Origin of the sequence: Kordiimonas pumila (assembly GCF_015240255.1) — a bacterium.
Classification (GTDB): domain Bacteria; phylum Pseudomonadota; class Alphaproteobacteria; order Sphingomonadales; family Kordiimonadaceae; genus Kordiimonas; species Kordiimonas pumila.
Map to the genome: position 1 here is coordinate 2773737 of NZ_CP061205.1, position 16550 is coordinate 2790286.

Consider the following 16550-nt stretch of genomic DNA (forward strand, 5'->3'; position numbering starts at 1 on the left):
ACCTTCCGTGGTACCTATCTGTGTATGCCTACATAATCTCCCCCTTGATACCAAACCCTTTTATAAGGCATTATTAAGAGATTAGCAGGATAATGTGGTTAAAGGATATTGTGTGAATGACAGACAATACTGACACATTCGGGGAAAAGCTTCATTTTGAAGTAGGTGACATTATCTATGATCAAGATAGCGAAAGCACTGGCGTTTACCTCCTGCTTGAGGGCCGCGTTGACATTTGGCACTATCAAGGCGATGACGCAAGCCACATAGCCACAATCAGCCAAGGTGACCTGCTAGGCGAAGTGAGCGTTATTGAAGACAGGCCCCATTCGGTTACGGCAAAAGCCTCCACCCCAACAACAGCACTGTTCATAGCAGCAACAGCTTTTCGTCGCAGTTTCTCTGACCCCCTTGTCCGTCATGTGGTTACAACGCTCGCGTCAAGACTGCGGAGCAGCTATACTGAACAAAAATCAGCGCCCGCGCCCGGCCACACCCCAAAAGCAAGCATTACCAAGAACACAGGACCAACACTCGAAGGGTCCTCTCGTATTGTCGCGGATAAATTGCTCACATTTGTTGAGATTAAAGAATTTCCCTTTTTGGTTGGCAATATCGCCAGCACCTCAAAGCATAGCCTTGTAACTATCAATAGCCTCAGGATCCCCTTGAAAGGTGTGCCGGAACTTGCTGATAATCACTTTGAAATTATACGCCGCGATAGCCATTTGTATGTCCGCGACCTAGGCAGCCCACACGGCACACTTGTAAACGGCGAGGCCCTTAGCAAATACGGCATAACTGCAACAGCAAAGCTACACGATGGTAAAAATGAGATTGTCGCGGGCAAGACCGATAGTCCGGTGCGGTTTACACTAAACATTCCGGCAGCCTATAGGGCGTAAAAAAGCCGGGCACAAAGCCCGGCCTTTCGAAACGTCAATGTCGCCTCACCCTTAGAATGGGCTGCCTGACTGCAACGGGTTAGGTTCAATGATCTCGGGAATAACAGGTTCCAGAAATAGCGATGGCGGGCGCCGCACAATTATCAGCGTCGTCTGATGTTGCGGCGTGTTGGTTTGAGTCTGCGGTGTCTGTGGGCCATTGACATAGCCCGTCTGGAAATCTGTCGATGATGACATAGCAACAACAATCTGAATGTCACTGGCCATGGCAGGGTCAGAAGATTGAAGGTTACTGACAACCTGCATCAGGCCGGCACCTGCTGCACTTTGTGTTGCCTGCGGCTGGTTCACCACTTTGGATGCAACACGCCGTGCTGCGGCGCCAGGGTTGGATGACCCCCCAACAATAGCTGCAATCTGCGCCTGAATTTCAGCCGGGGTCAGGGTCGAATTTGCAAACACCGCATCAATGGCGGCATCCACAGCCGCCTCTTCAGCCGCAGGCAGATAGCTGCTCTGTAGCGCATGGGCAGCAGGGACCAAAGCTGGCACCAATGCAGGTGCCCCCGTCATAATGCCAAAAGCCGCGATCAAAATTACAAAACGCATGGTTATGCTCCATTATTAAAAGTTATCACCCCCAAAGGGCGCATACATAAGTTTAGGTATCGCACATCTACTGCTTAAATGTCAAAAAAAATAAGATACTTCAAATATGTTGCCACTATAATACCCGCGTTTTCTGTGGGTGTTAAACAACAATCGAAGCTATCAGCTACCAATATAACCTTACCCTAAAGCCCCACCTTATCTAGCGCGGATACCCAAGAAAGCTAATAAAGTTGACCTAAAGGGTTGCGGTAAAAACCGCTATGCGTAAAAGAGCCGAGCACTTGGCCCGGCCTTTCGAAACTTCAATGTCGCCTCACCCTTAGGTTGGGCTGCCCGACTGTGCCGGGTTAGGCTCAACGACCACCGGGATTTCAGAGGCGCCTGGCCGTGGTGGGGTCTGCCGCACAACCACCACCGAGTTGGTAGACCCTGTCTGCTGCCCCCCCGATTGACCCGCGTTATAAGCCACCATCAAGCCAGGCGCGCTGTTGCGCGCAGCGGCAGAGGCAAGCGCTGCGGCGCCCGCCGGGTTTCTGCGCGCCACTTTAGCCTTGACCGCCCCGGCATTGTTGCCCACCGTCGTTGCTAAACTGGTATCGGCGCTATTAATGCTGGAGTTATCGACCAGTGCCATGGCGGCCAACGACAGCGCAACCGCACTGTTGCTGTCATTGTCTGCAACCGCGAGACCCATGCTGGAAATATTACCCGCGATAGTGGCCAGCATCCCGGCCCTGCCCGCAGCAAGCTGGGTATTGACAATAGCCTCGAAATCGGCCCAGTCACCAGACTGCGCCAGCGCGATAAGCTGGGCCTGCACAGCCTGCTGCTGAGATACAGACTGTGCATAAACGGCAGGACTAAGAGCAGGCACAAAGGCTGGCACAGTCGCCATAACACCAAAAGCCGCGATCAAAATTGCAAAACGCATGGTTATGCTCCAATAAATAAACCGCCCACCCTCAACGGGCATAAATCAGGCATATAAAATCGCACAATTTAGCCCTAAAGTCAAAATGAATAAGATGCTTCCCTACAGCTCAGGGAAGTATCTATCACCCGGGAAAGTTTAACGCGCTTAACAGGCAAGTTAGAGGTACAGTTTAATTGTAATTTGCTCATGTGGGGCATTAAGGTTTGCTCAAATCAAGCCATTATCAACGCGATTTAACACATGCTATTTTACAGGCCATCACACTATTAAGCCTGCATAGCCCAAGGCTATTAGCCCATATCTTTCATAAGCCTAGATTTCTGCCTATTCCAATCACGCTGCTTTTCGGTTTCGCGCTTGTCATGTAGCTTTTTACCACGCCCAATGCCAATTTGCACTTTTGCCCTGCCCCGCTCAGTAAACGTAATGCGCAGCGGCACAAGTGTCATGCCATCTTTCTGAACAGACCCTGCAAGGCGGTTAATTTCGCGTCGGTGCATTAAAAGCTTACGTGGGCGCCTTGGTTCATGGTTAAACCGGTTACCATGCGAGAACTCAGGGATATAGGCATTCACCAACCAAAGCTCGCCGTTCTTTTCCTCAGCGTAGCTTTCACGGATATTCGCCTGCCCCCCGCGCAGGGACTTAATCTCTGTTCCAGACAAGACGATACCGGCCTCATATTCTTCTTCAATATGATAGAGATGGCGGGCTTTTCTATTATCCGCAGCAATCCGTGATGGTGCTTTGTCTTTTTTCTTGTTTTTGCCTGCCATTGAGCATTTACCCAAAATCTACCGGTGAAAGGCCAAGCTCATAAATGACAGAGGCAAGAATGGCACGAGTACCTTCACTTACCGGCAAAAGCGGCATACGCAGCACATCTTCACACAGACCTAAAAGCGATCCTGCATATTTTGCAGGACCTGGGCTTGGCTCCATAAACATGGCGCGGTGAAGCGGCAATAATTTGTCATGCAAACTCAAAGCTTTTTTATAATCGCCCACAGCAGTAGCCGCCTGAAATTCAGCGCATAATTTGGGGGCAATATTTGCTGATACACTTATGCAGCCTGTCCCCCCCATAGCATTAAAACCAAGCGCGGTTGCATCTTCCCCAGACAGCTGAAGAAAATCTGGCCCCATGGCAGCGCGCTGGCTGGCACAGCGGTCCAGATCACCCGTTGCATCTTTAACGCCGATAATACGAGGCAGCTCAAATAACGCACTCATGGTCTGAACATCCATATCCACAACAGAGCGCCCGGGAATATTATAAATGATAATGGGTAGATCAGAAGCATCATGAACGGCTTTAAAGTGCGCGTACATGCCCTTCTGGCTTGGCTTGTTATAATAAGGTGTCACGATCAGAACAGCATTAGCGCCAGCAGCCTCAGCATGCTGAGTGAACTCAATGGCCTCCATAGTGCTATTGGACCCCGCGCCCGCAATAACTGGTACACGACCATCAGCCGCCTCAATACAGGCTTCGACAACTTTTTTATGTTCAACATGAGACAACGTTGGGCTTTCACCTGTGGTCCCCACAGGTACCAAGCCAGTCGAGCCTTCCTTTATCTGCCAGTCCACAAACTTCTGAAAGCGTTTATAATCAACCGCACCGTCAGCCGTCATTGGAGTAATCAGAGCAGGAATAGAGCCTTGAAACATGGCAGTAGCCTCAAAAGTTAAAAATAAAGTTGGCGCACACTAGCCCCCGCCTAAAAAAAGGGCAAGCGTCAGGTACACCGGACGGAGAATAATTTCAATAATATAACACCTTAAAATGTAATATCACTATGGCATTAATATGATTTTTCATTGGAGCGTGACTTCATATACTAAAATACTCCGGCCAATCCTGTTAGCCGGAGTATTGAGTTTTACCTTATGACCATAGCGTCAATACAGTAAGTATCTTAACGGCGGGAACCTTTCATAGAATGCTCCATATCGCCTTTCCGCATGTCGCCTTTTTTACCGTGATGGTCCTTGCCTCTGTGCTTACCAGCTTCTTCAGCTTCAGCTTTAGTAATACTGCCATCACCGTTAATGTCTGCGCGTTTAAAGTGACGCACCAGTGGCTCTGCAAACTCAGTCAGGGATATTTTTTCGTCTTTATTATCATCCATACGGGCCAAAAACTGAACCCGTGTTGGCCTGCGCTCTTCCCATTTTTTCAGCTTCTCCTCAGAAATCTCTTTGCCTTCTTTTTCCAGCTTTGCCTTCTTTTCAGCCAGCCGTTTTTCCATACCTTCTGGGACAGGCATTTTTTCGGGAAGCTCACTTAATACAATGCTGCCGTCTTTGTTTTTGTCAAATTCAGCAAATTTCATCTGAACACTTGCCATCATTTCAGCGTGGGTTACTACACCATCAGCATTTTTGTCAGCCTTGGTGAACATTTCCATTTTGTCGCCGCCGCCGTCTGCGCTTGCCGCGCCAGTTGCCAGAACTGCAAGCACTGATACCAAAGTATATACTGTCGTTTTTTTCATAATGTCCTCTTCTCTCACTATTGTGACTGGTTATGTACCCCTGCTACGGGCTGAAAATGCTTTTACCTTCGCACTTTGTTGAACACATAAATGTGAACCAGCACTGCCTGTGGCTTGTACATTTGTAAAATTTGCCTTAGACATTTGCTTAATCGAACAACACTCAGGGCTTTTTCTTATGCGTATTTTCAGCGTACTTACTGCTATTTTCTTGAGCTTTTCTGTACATGCAGAGGTCGTACAACAAACCAAAGGCTCATTTCAGGACAAGTTCAGAGAGCTTGAAGAACACCTGCCAACACCGAATGTGTATCGTACAGGCTCTGGGGCACCCGGACACCAGTACTGGCAACAAAAGGTAGATTACAAAATAGCCGTTACGCTGGACGAAAAAAAACGACAAATAACAGGCAGTGAAACTGTTAAATATATTAACAACAGCCCTGATACACTGCGGTATATCTGGCTTCAGCTAGACCAAAACCGGTTTTCAAAACATTCTGATGCCTATGCCACAATAGAACAGGGATCAGAAGCTGCCCAAAAAATGGGGTTTAGCACATTACAGTTTATGCGGCTTACGCATGAAAAAGACTGGGGCCTGAATCTAACCGAAGTTAAATCTGCAGGTGCAGATCTGACATATACTATCAACGATACAATGATGCGCCTTGAGCTGCCTGAACCCCTTAAAGCTGGTCAAGAGTTCGATTTCACCATCAAATGGTGGTACAATATTCCAGAAGCAAAAATGATGGGCGGCGCCAGAGGTGGTTATGAAACTTATGAGCGTGACGGTAACGATGTCTATTTCATTGCACAGTGGTTCCCCCGGCTTGCTGCCTACACCGACCTTAAAGGCTGGGAACATAAGCAGTTCCTTGGAACGGGTGAATTTACGCTAGAGTTTGGCGATTATGATGTCAGCATTACCGTGCCAGCGGACCATATTGTAGGCGCAACAGGCGAACTGCAAAATGCCCGTGACATGCTAACAAAAGACCAGCGTGACCGGCTGGACAAAGCTAAAACCTCTAAGAAACCTGTTTTTATTGTCACCAAAGACGAAGCCCTTGAAAACGAAAAGGAAGGCACAGACAAAACAAAAACATGGCACTTTTCCGCACAAAATGTGCGTGATTTTGCCTTTGCCAGCTCGCGTAAATTTGTGTGGGATGCCATGGGCGTGAAAATGCCTGAAAGTGGCCGCACCGTGATGGCCATGTCTCTTTACCCTGAAGAAGGCATGCCCTTATGGGATAAATACTCCACACATGCTATTGCACATTCCCTTTCGGTATATAGCCGCTTTGCGCTTGAATACCCCTACCCTACTTCATGGTCTGTTAACGGCCCCATTAGTGGCGGCATGGAATATCCCATGATTACGTCAAATGGTCCGCGCCCCGTTATAGAAACAAAAGACGGAGAAGAAGTCCGCACCTACACAAAGCGCGCAAAATATGGCCTTATTTCAGTTATTATACACGAGGTAGGGCATAATTTCTTCCCCATGATCGTAAACTCGGACGAGCGCAACTGGGCATGGATGGACGAAGGCCTCAATAGCTTCCTGCAATCGCTTGCTGAAAGGGAATGGGAAGAAAATTATCCATCAAGATATGGCCGCCCTAAAGAGGCTGTGCCTTACATGCTTAACCCTGAGCAAACACCGATTATGACACAGTCAGACAGCATAATTGGGTATGGGCCTAATGCTTATACCAAGCCTGCAGTTGCCCTTAATATTTTGCGCGAGACAGTGATGGGGCGCGAACTTTTTGATTATGCCTTTAAAGAATATGCGCGCCGGTGGGCTTTTAAACGCCCGTACCCTGCGGATTTTTTTAGAACCATGGAAGATGCCTCAGCCAAAGACCTAGACTGGTTCTGGCGTGGCTGGTTCTATACTACAGATCATGTCGATATAGCACTTACAGGCGTAAGTCATGCCACGATAAACTCACAAGACCCCGCCGTTGAAAACGAAATCAACCGCAAGAAGGAAACGGATTCTGATCGTTACATTGGGGAAATGCGCAATAGAGAAGCCAATATGGCGCTCCGCGTAAAAGAGCACCCAGAACTGTTAGACTTTTACAATGAAAATGATGACTTCATTGTAACAGAACAGCAAAAAGAAACCTATACAACCATGCTGGATGGGCTCAAGGGATGGGAGAAAGAACTACTGAAATTTGGGCATGAACTGTATTTTGTTGATTTTAAAAATATTGGCGGCCTTGTCATGCCTCTTGTGCTTCAGATCGACTATGTTGATGGCAGCACAGAAGAAGTTAGAGTTGGTGCTGAAATCTGGCGATCAAATAGCCACAAGGTGACCAAACTTCTAGTCCGCGACAAAGAAATAAAACACATCAAGCTTGACCCATGGAACGAGCTTGCCGATGCCGATAGTAACAATAATAGCTGGCCTGCAGAGGTAGTCGAAAGCCGACTGGAGCTCTTTAAACGAAAAGAACAACGCAACCTGATGAAAGAAGTATTGGATGGGGTTAAAAAAAGTGAAGGGGCAACTCAGTAGCAACCATTCATTTTTCACTGTGTATAGAGTAACTTGTTAAAAAACTGGCATATTAAGCTATTAGAATGTGCCAGTTTAAAATATGAAACTGTTCATGTTTTTATTGACAATTATTCCTACTTACTGTCCTTTCGCTATCTGGAACCACAATGAAGACTTTAAATAGTGCAAGGCAGTAATAGAATAAATCTGATACTCGGCGCTGTTGTAGTATTTTTGATGGTGTTTGCTTTTTTTTGCCCACCTTCACCATACGAGCAGCTCGCACTCATATTCGGAGTTATACTGGTTGTTCTTTTAGTAACGTTTTCTCTGCGCGATGTTCTCACACATATTGATATACCGAGCAATGACTGGACACTCGACCCCGAGATGTTGCCTGAAGGCGTTATTATCACTGATTTAAACGGCAATATTACCTATTATAATAGTTTGGCACACAAGCTGGTTCCTGAATGCATTGAAAACAACTCCATTTCCGAACTTTTCAATATTTGGCACAGCGAGCTCGTTAACAGGCAGCAAGCGGATGAAGTGATCCAAGCAGTATTATCTGCTCCTGACATGCAGTTTTCTGAATTGCTTTATCTTGAGAATGGTCGTGTATATGAACGTATTACACGCGCTATTCCCAATAAAGCAATCCGCATATGGCTACTACGCGATATCAGCCACCTTCAGTCTGCGCACTCTGACAGTAATATGCACGCAACCCTGCTGGAGGCCGATGCAGCAAGGGCAGTTGAACTTGCAGAGCAACTGTTTCATGCCAAAACGGAACTGGAAGCAAAGCAGGCCGAGCTCACCCGTCTTGCCAATACAGATTCTTTAACCGGTCTTCTAAACCGCCGTAGGTTTACTGTCTTGGGCGAGCAAGTACTAAAAAGTAGCCTCAACGAGAATATCTGGATATTGATGCTGGATATTGATTACTTCAAACGCATCAATGATACATTCGGTCATGCAGCAGGTGATATAGCTATTAGAGAATTCGCCGCCATTGTAACCACAAAAATTGGCAAAAGCGGGTTTGTTGGGCGCATGGGCGGGGAAGAGTTTGCTGCAATACTGGAGGACTGTGACCGAGATAAAGCTATTATCATTGCAGAACAAATTCGCAAAGAAACGGCTAAACACCAAACTGTAAGCGGCGTTGAAAAATTCAGGTTCACCTGTAGCATTGGCGTTGCGCAGTGGCAAAAAGACGAAATCACGATTGAAGCGGTGCTAGACCGCGCCGATCAGGCACTCTATAGTGCCAAAAGCTTTGGGCGCAATCGCGTTGTTGGCTATGAAGTAAGCGATACTTAAATGATCCAAAAAACACTCAAAGGCCTTATATTCTGCTGCATATTGTGGGTGACGATTACCTGCCCTGCTACCGCACACAATGTCTTTGCCTCAATCACGACAATCGAATGGAACGAAAGTGATAATTCCATTGAGGCCATATTAGAACTTCATGGCCATGAGCTGGAAGCAAAACTTTCTTTTGATAAAAATGAACGCCTGTCATTTTTAAACGACGAAGACTACGATAAACTTGCCGCGGCAACAAAAGATTATGTCAGTCAAAACTTCCATATTGACACGAATGGTAACAAAATACCGCTAACCTATGTAGGCATGGAAACTAAGGGGCAACTGGTAACCATTTATATGGAAGCCTCCCTGCCTTCTGCACCAAACAACATAGCTATACACAACGATATCCTGCTTGACGCCCTTCCCGGCCAAACGAACTCAGTTATCGTTACCATTAAGGGTGTTCGTAAAGGCGGCGACATAACAGCGGATACAGGCCCCCTTATCTTATCATTTGACTGAATTTCACATCAAACTTGGCTTCAGACAATTTCTTCGCTTGCCTGTCATTTTCATGGGAAGTAATCTTTTCCCTTAAATCTTAATAATTGCGAGAAGCATATGTTTAACACCCCACGCCGTACATTGTTGACTTGTTGTTTTATAGCGGGCCTTGTTGCCACACCGGCCATGCTCGCCGAAGCACAAGAGAATAACACAACAAACAATGCCCTTGTTGATTTTGCACACCAAAGCGGCACAATGGCAGGCGGTGCACAGTTCTGTATGGCAGAAGAAGATACTCTTGAAGAGTACATTGGGGCCGTCGAAGCGCGTATTGCACTGCTTGCAAAAGATGACTACGAGAAAATTTTTGGCAGGCTAGAATTTAAAAATACTTTTGCAGTTTCAAGCGCCACAGAACCTTCTAGCGGCTGTGAGCAACATATGAGAGCCTTTAGCTCTATCATCAAGGACATTCAGTAAGCCCCTTGTTCCGTCAATACGCACTGGTGCCATGTAAGGCCTATAACCATAAAATGCCTTTAGGAGAATCGACTGTGGAAACTATTCAACTGGGTTTGAAACAGATAATATTTTTGATTGCTCTTGGCAGCTTTAGTAGTAGCGCACTTTATGCACAAGAAGATCAGCCAGAGCCTCCGGCCGCTGAAACAAAGCAGGATGAAGTATCAGAGAGTGATGCTTCGGACAAGGAAGACAAAGAAAAGGTAAAAGAAGAAGTAAAAAAAGATAAAAAGATTAAGGACTTGGTGAAAGATCACGAAGTTCTTGATGGTATTTTCAAGCTCTACCGTGACCCTAAGAGTGGCGCCTTAACTATGGCTATTAGGGAAGACCAGCTAGATAAAGACTATATCTATTTTTCCCATATTGCCGACGGCGTAACGGAAGGCGGTCATTTTCGCGGACAATACATGAGCCAAAAAGTGATCAAACTTGTAAAATACTATAATCGCATAGAGTTCATTCAGCAGAATCCCTATTTTTACTTTGACCCAGCAAGCAACCTTTCGAAAGCAAAAGACGCTAATATAAGCACTGCTACATTGTCAGCTCACCCTATTTTAGCCTCAGATTCTGAGCAAAAAATATACCTGATAAACGTAGATGACCTGTTTAAATCAGAAGCACTTGATCAGGTTAAGCCTACACCGGACCCAAAAGATAAACCCGGGCAAAACTTTCAACTAGGGAAGCTGTCATCCGGTAAATCAAAAATATCAGAAATTCACAACTACCCGAAAAACCTTTCTGTCTTGGTTAATTATGTCTATTCCAACCCTGCCCCGCTAAATGCCGGGAGTTGGTTTGACATTACTGACGCACGTAATGTGACAGTCAAGATGCAACACACGCTGATCGCCATGCCAGAAAACGATTATAAGCCCCGGTATGATGATCCCAGAGTTGGCTATTTTATTGACTATGTTAATGATATGACCAGCCCATCAGCTACCCCATGGCGCGATATGATTCACAGGTGGAATTTAGTAAAGAAAAACCCATCTGCCAAACTCTCTGAACCTGTTGAGCCTATCGTTTGGTGGATAGAAAACACAACACCTGAAGAAATTCGCCCAATCATTAAGGATGCAGCCGAGGCATGGAATATAGCCTTCGAGGCCGCAGGGTTCAAAAATGCCTTACAGGTAAAAATTCAGCCTGATGATGCGGGTTGGGACGCAGGCGATATACGCTACAATGTGCTCCGTTGGACATCAAGTCCGCGCCCGCCATTTGGCGGCTATGGTCCAAGTTTTACAAACCCGAGAACAGGACAAATACTTGGTGCCGATATTATGCTGGAATATTCATTCCTCACGCGGCACTTAACTCAAAGTAACGTTTTTGAAGATACGCTGCTAGAAACCAGTACGGCGCATAATAACACTCTCTCAGAGGAGGCTCTGGCAACCTTTAAAAACCACGAACAATCGTGCCAAATGGCAAACCATTTACAGCTGAATAATATGCTAGCGCACACACTTGCTATGGTGATTGACCAAGGCGGCGACATTGACGCAAAAAATGAACTTGTTAAGGAGTCCATTTATTACCTGATTTTGCATGAACTTGGCCACACTCTAGGGCTAAACCATAATATGAAGGCAACACAGGCACGATCCTACAGTACAGCGCATGATATAGAAGCACAGTCGAACGGCCTTGCCGGATCTGTAATGGACTACCCTGCCGTTAACTTTGCACCAAGAGGCAAAAAGCAATCCCATTACTACAGTGTACGCCCTGGCGACTATGACATATGGGCCATTCAGTTTGGCTACGACCCTGACCTAAATGATCCTGTTGCGCGTGAAAAGCATTTGGCCAAGTCAACAGATAAGGCTTTAGCCTTTGGCAATGATGCTGATGACATGCGCGCACCCGGCAAAGGGATTGATCCACGCGTAAACATTTATGACATGACTGATAATGCCATACAGTACGCTGAAGACAGGTTGAAACTGGATGCTATCGCACTTAGCACCATGCGTGAAAAACTTATAAAGAACGGGGAAGGCTACCAAGAACTTAGAAATGCCTACCTTATCGTCACAAACGATATTGCATGGCAAGGCCGCGTTATATCCCGCTATATAGGGGGCATATATGTTGACCGTGCAGTCGCGGGGCAAGAAGGCGCAACCGCACCCTACACCCCCGTAGAAATAGTAAAGCAACGACAGGCGATGCGCGTTCTTCGACAGTATATATTTGCCCCAGATGCCTTTATGACGGACCCTAAGCTACTGCAGCATATTGCTATTCAAAGACGTGGCTTTTTTCATTATTCCGGCACTGAAGACCCAAAAATTCATTCTCGCGCAGGGCAAATTCAAGCTGATATTTTAAACCAAATTCTACACCCTAGAACTTTAATGAGAATTGTAGACTCTAGCCTATACGGTAATAACTACAGTATCACAGATGTTATGAGAGATTTGACAAGTGCTGTTTTTGACGATGATGCACGAGGCATTGTTAATAGCTTCCGTCAAGAGCTTCAGATTATGTATGTAAACGGCCTTGTGGGCATTTTAAAAGGCAATGATCATGATTATATTGCCAGATCAAATGCTTTTGAAAACCTGAATGATATTAGGAAGAATATGGCTCGTTGGCGTGGCGATGCTGCAACACGAGCACACAGGGATCATATTTCATTTCTGATTGATAAAGCACTTGAGGTATACCATGGCTAATATCACTATTTGCCAGTTAAAGCTGAGGTAAAACTCTTATCCAGTTCCGTCAACTTAGTGATGCAGGGTAAGCCAGTGCCGTGCTTGGCGCTGCGCTTCAGCAATACTAGCAAGATCAAGCTCTCTTGCCACTTCATGCCTGTCTACTTGCGCACGCCGCACCCCCCTAATGGCAGCAAGGTTAAACCACTTGTGAGCCTGAACATAGTCTCGTTCGACACCTTGACCTGTGGAATATAACAAGCCCAAATCATAAAGAGCTTCTGGCATACCAGCTTCTGCTTTCGCTAACCGGTCCTGTATATAGCGATATAAATCACGATCTTTCTGTCCCATTGCCTTTCTCCGGCAAAAATGCACCATTTTAACGCAAAAACCCTCAACAAGGCATTGTGGCGCAGTAAAAATATAGGGGCATGAACGGACTAAAAAGTGCCAAAATGAAAACTGGGCACCTCAGAATTGTGTACCAAAATAGGGTTACTGACAATGATTTTTTATCACATACGACCAGCGAGCAGTATGCCCTTGATCCTAAATAGCAAAAAGCAACGCTTTGCTATGCTGAAGCCTCGTTGAAGGCAAAAATATGCTGGCTTGCACACCTTTTCCCCTAGAACTTTCCAAATGTAGCCTGCCGCCATGCGCTTCAGCAAATGCCTTCACGAGTGGCAATCCCAACCCGCTCCCCTCATAGCGACGATTATGCTCAGCTTCAATCTGCACAAAAGGTTTCATCACTTGTGCAATATCAGCTTCACTTAACCCTGGGCCAGTATCGCACACGCAAAACTGTATTTCCTCTGCGCTTGGTTGGCTAAACATTATACATACCTGAGAGCCATCAGTTGAAAACTTGATGGCATTTGAAAGCAGGTTCATGAGAGCCTGTTTAATCACTTGAACATCCACACACAGTTCAGAATCGCTCGGTATATCATAAGCTTTGATCTGTATACCCTTGGTCAAAGCCATCCCTTCCATCAGACGCGTTACCTGATCAAGAAGCTCATCCACATAAATATAGCCTTCTTTTAGTTCAAAGGCGCCTGCTTCAATTTTGGACATATCAAGGATAGAATTGATAACCTGCAGCAGGTGTACACCGCTTAATCTGATATCTTCTATATAGCTTTTCAGGTCGTTAACAGTTCGCCCCCTACTGGCTTCAGACAGTAAAAATTCTGAAAACCCGATAACAGCATTCAGTGGTGTACGCAGCTCATGACTCATATTTGCAAGAAACTGTGTTTTTGCACGATTAGCGGCTTCGGCGGCGACCTGTGCATTTTCAAGGTCTTGCAAGCGCTGTTCCATCAGCGCCATGTTGTTTTTCAGTACTGTTGTCGCCGTGCCTATACCTTTGTAAAAACCATTATCCAGCACAATAAACCCGTGCTGCATCGCCTCACCTTCAGCCGAAACCAAAATGCTATTAATATTATCAAGACAGTCAGTTTCCTCCACCATCGCAGGGTTACTGTCCATCAAATATGTTACAGGTTTCGCTTCATAAAGCGGGCGCCCATACCTGTCAGCAAGCTTTGTAAGAAAATCTAACCGCTTCAACAAGCCAATCGGGCGGCCTCTTTCTACAACAGCAATAGCAACAAGGCTTGTATCCTCTGTAAAACGCTCATACACCATCCCACAGGTAGCCTCAGGGCCAACTGGACGTACAGGATTTGATACAATAGCCACAGGTTTCATTGCAAAACACCTCACCTAGCTGACTATTGTATCAAGATTTGTTACCACATAATGACAAGCTCTTAAGTTTATAGTTCAAAATGCCTTTATCATTATGGCATAGCTAAGAAACTTCAGACACACAGTCCATAAAATACGCGGGAGAAAACACCATTCATTTAGCATTCATAGTGCGGCATATAAATTTGCAGTATGGCCATTATGCTGCCGTTTTTCTAAAGCATAAAAGAGACTAGGTTAAAAGGCAGGATATTATGACAAAATATAAATACACTCGTATAGCACTCGCTCTCCCTCTCGCTTTTGTGATCGGAGCATGCGACGCAAACAAGTCGCCTAACAGCTATAATGCGCAATCTGTTGGTGAAGTACGCAGAGTAGAACGTGGCACAATTGAAAGCTACCGCTGGGTAAACATCCAAGGTGGCGATGAAATAGGCACGCTTGCTGGTGCTGGTGTGGGCGCAGCCGCAGGGTCAACTGTCGGGCACGGTGCAGAAGGCGTGATAGGGGCCATAGGCGGCGCTATCATTGGTGGCCTTATTGGTAAAAGCATCGATAAATCAGCCTCTAAGAAAAGTGGCTTTGAATATATTATTCGTACAGAAAGCGGATCGCTTGTAACCATGGTACAAGCCGATCAGCAGCCTTTGCCCGAAGGCGCGCCAGTGCTTATTCTCTTTAGTGGGGCACAGAGCCGTCTGGTTTTTGATCATAACGCTTTGCGTCAAAACCAGCCACCTCAATAAAATCGGTGCATATAACTCTAAAAGCGGCTTTTCAAGCCGCTTTTTTCATAACGCTTTGATATAAAAAAAGGCCAGCATACGTATACATGCTAGGCCTTTACTCATTTTTTTACAGGTGCTGTTTATTCGCTGTAATATTCCACCGTCCATTTATTGCACACATAGGTGCCGTCCCTATTTTCATAGCGGATACATGTACGCACTTCCTCCGGCGGCTGATACGTTTCAGCCTCATAAGGGTGCTGTCCATTACCTTCGTACGCAACACCAGCCGGTTGCTTATATGTTACGCCCTCAGGCTCCCTGTAGGTCACTGTATCTGGCGTGGTTGCAGCTACACCAACAGCCGCACCTAAAGCCGCACCAATAACGGTTCCTGCTGTTTTATTGTGGCCACCGTCTATCTCAGCACCAATAACACCACCGATAACACCACCAAGAATAAGGCCAGCAATTTGTGCCCCACCAGATGATGAGGAATAACTGCTAGGGCTACCTTCATAGTATACGGTAGTCTGGTTATAATCATTTGGGCAGTAATCACCGTAGTGATAATGGTGATGATAGTGGCTCCACAACCATGCAGACCTTACACCGTAATACCCAGACCGGTATGGCCAATGGCCATAATAATCATACCAATTACTATAATAATATCCGTCCCAGTATCCACGATGATAAGCAAAACTGGATGACGGCCATCCATAGTAGTTACCAAAGCCAAAATAGATATCAATATCAGACCGATAACGACGGTGACCGTGGTATTTTCCATTACCATTATAATAGGGCTGCGCATGGCGCGTTGGCTGACGGTTATGGTTATGATCATCATAACGGTTACCATCATGGCTGCGATCAGGGGCTCTATTATACCCACTTGTATAACTATAACCACCATTGCTGCTTGCATGAACAGAACGCGGATGCACAGGCTGTGCCTTTACTGGCACCCTGTTGGTGTGCGTTACTTCTCGTGTACGGGTGCTTGTTACAGTACGATTTTGGTTATTAGGCCGTTGCCTTACAGGCTCAGACACTCTTGTTTCTGTGCGCGCATTTGTTCTTGTCACACTGCGTGTATTTTCCCGTGAGGCAGGTGTCACAAGCGCCGGTTTGCCGCTTGAACGGACCTGTCGTGTATTTTGTACAGGCACAGACTTAGACACAGACTGCGGCACTGATGCAGGCCTTTGTGAATAAGCAGGTGCACGTGCAGATACTGCACGGGGGTGCTGCTGTTGCACTGCCGCACGCGGCGCTTCCACTCTCTGTGGTGCTTGCCGAGCTGCTTGCCGTGGCTGCACTGCCGCTCGAGGCGCTTCAACCTTTTGCGGAGCTTGCTGCTGCCGTGCTTGTTGCTGCCTTTGCGCTGGCTCACGTGCAGGCCGTTCACGCACAGCGCGTGGGTGGCGTTCACGGGTATCACCTGCAGCTGCATATTCTGCAGGCAGTAATATAGCTGTCGTTGCAAGTAACATCAGGGGTATTTTAAACATAGCAACCTCCGTTTCCTTATAACACAACCATAAAAGGTATAACCTGAACCAATCATGAACCT

General features: G+C 46.3%; 15 protein-coding genes. 7 read left to right on the top strand and 8 right to left on the bottom strand.

Features of this window, described 5'->3' with window-relative positions:
- Positions 1–116 precede the first annotated feature (116 nt).
- Positions 117–905, top strand: a complete 789-nt coding sequence (locus ICL80_RS12225; protein WP_194212669.1) for a cyclic nucleotide-binding domain-containing protein — start codon at positions 117–119, stop codon at positions 903–905.
- Between the two features lie 51 nt (positions 906–956).
- Here ICL80_RS12225 and ICL80_RS12230 read toward each other — a convergent pair whose 3' ends face one another.
- The 5 genes from ICL80_RS12230 to ICL80_RS12250 form a co-directional block, all read right to left on the bottom strand.
- Complete coding sequence (locus ICL80_RS12230) at positions 957–1514, bottom strand: hypothetical protein (RefSeq protein WP_194212671.1); 558 nt, start codon at positions 1512–1514, stop codon at positions 957–959.
- Positions 1515–1836: 322 nt separating this feature from the next.
- Positions 1837–2448, bottom strand: coding sequence for a hypothetical protein (locus tag ICL80_RS12235; protein WP_194212673.1), 612 nt, complete (start codon positions 2446–2448; stop codon positions 1837–1839).
- 293 nt (positions 2449–2741) lie between these two features.
- Positions 2742–3227: an SsrA-binding protein SmpB gene (smpB, locus tag ICL80_RS12240; RefSeq protein WP_194212678.1), complete on the bottom strand. Its 486-nt coding sequence runs from the start codon at positions 3225–3227 to the stop codon at positions 2742–2744.
- Between the two features lie 7 nt (positions 3228–3234).
- Complete coding sequence (gene dapA / locus ICL80_RS12245) at positions 3235–4125, bottom strand: 4-hydroxy-tetrahydrodipicolinate synthase (RefSeq protein WP_194212679.1); 891 nt, start codon at positions 4123–4125, stop codon at positions 3235–3237.
- A gap of 248 nt (positions 4126–4373) precedes the next feature.
- A complete protein-coding gene (locus ICL80_RS12250) occupies positions 4374–4952 on the bottom strand; it encodes an EF-hand domain-containing protein (protein ID WP_194212680.1) in 579 nt (192 codons plus the stop codon).
- A gap of 178 nt (positions 4953–5130) precedes the next feature.
- On the opposite strand from ICL80_RS12250, the gene ICL80_RS12255 reads away from it, so the two are divergent.
- From ICL80_RS12255 to ICL80_RS12275, 5 genes are all read left to right on the top strand, one after another.
- Positions 5131–7497 (top strand): M1 family metallopeptidase, encoded by a 2367-nt coding sequence (locus ICL80_RS12255; RefSeq protein ID WP_194212681.1) that lies wholly within the window; start codon positions 5131–5133, stop codon positions 7495–7497.
- Positions 7498–7662: 165 nt separating this feature from the next.
- The gene (locus tag ICL80_RS12260) at positions 7663–8808 is read left to right on the top strand and encodes a GGDEF domain-containing protein (protein WP_194212683.1); all 1146 of its coding nucleotides are present in this window, start codon (positions 7663–7665) and stop codon (positions 8806–8808) included.
- Positions 8809–9324 carry a DUF6702 family protein gene (locus tag ICL80_RS12265; protein ID WP_194212685.1) on the top strand — a complete coding sequence of 172 codons (516 nt, stop codon included), beginning with the start codon at positions 8809–8811 and terminating at the stop codon, positions 9322–9324. It begins immediately after the preceding gene.
- A 99-nt stretch (positions 9325–9423) separates the two neighbouring features.
- Positions 9424–9789 (top strand): hypothetical protein, encoded by a 366-nt coding sequence (locus ICL80_RS12270; protein ID WP_194212687.1) that lies wholly within the window; start codon positions 9424–9426, stop codon positions 9787–9789.
- 74 nt (positions 9790–9863) lie between these two features.
- Positions 9864–12530 carry a zinc-dependent metalloprotease gene (locus ICL80_RS12275; RefSeq protein ID WP_228073475.1) on the top strand — a complete coding sequence of 889 codons (2667 nt, stop codon included), beginning with the start codon at positions 9864–9866 and terminating at the stop codon, positions 12528–12530.
- Positions 12531–12584: 54 nt separating this feature from the next.
- On the opposite strand, the gene ICL80_RS12280 is transcribed toward ICL80_RS12275, so the two are convergent.
- Positions 12585–12866 (bottom strand): SEL1-like repeat protein, encoded by a 282-nt coding sequence (locus ICL80_RS12280; protein ID WP_194212689.1) that lies wholly within the window; start codon positions 12864–12866, stop codon positions 12585–12587.
- Between the two features lie 198 nt (positions 12867–13064).
- A complete protein-coding gene (locus ICL80_RS12285) occupies positions 13065–14240 on the bottom strand; it encodes an ATP-binding protein (RefSeq protein ID WP_194212690.1) in 1176 nt (391 codons plus the stop codon).
- 254 nt (positions 14241–14494) lie between these two features.
- On the opposite strand from ICL80_RS12285, the gene ICL80_RS12290 reads away from it, so the two are divergent.
- Positions 14495–14989, top strand: coding sequence for a glycine zipper 2TM domain-containing protein (locus ICL80_RS12290; RefSeq protein WP_194212691.1), 495 nt, complete (start codon positions 14495–14497; stop codon positions 14987–14989).
- Between the two features lie 122 nt (positions 14990–15111).
- On the opposite strand, the gene ICL80_RS12295 is transcribed toward ICL80_RS12290, so the two are convergent.
- Positions 15112–16488 carry a glycine zipper 2TM domain-containing protein gene (locus ICL80_RS12295; RefSeq protein WP_228073484.1) on the bottom strand — a complete coding sequence of 459 codons (1377 nt, stop codon included), beginning with the start codon at positions 16486–16488 and terminating at the stop codon, positions 15112–15114.
- Positions 16489–16550: the final 62 nt, after the last annotated feature.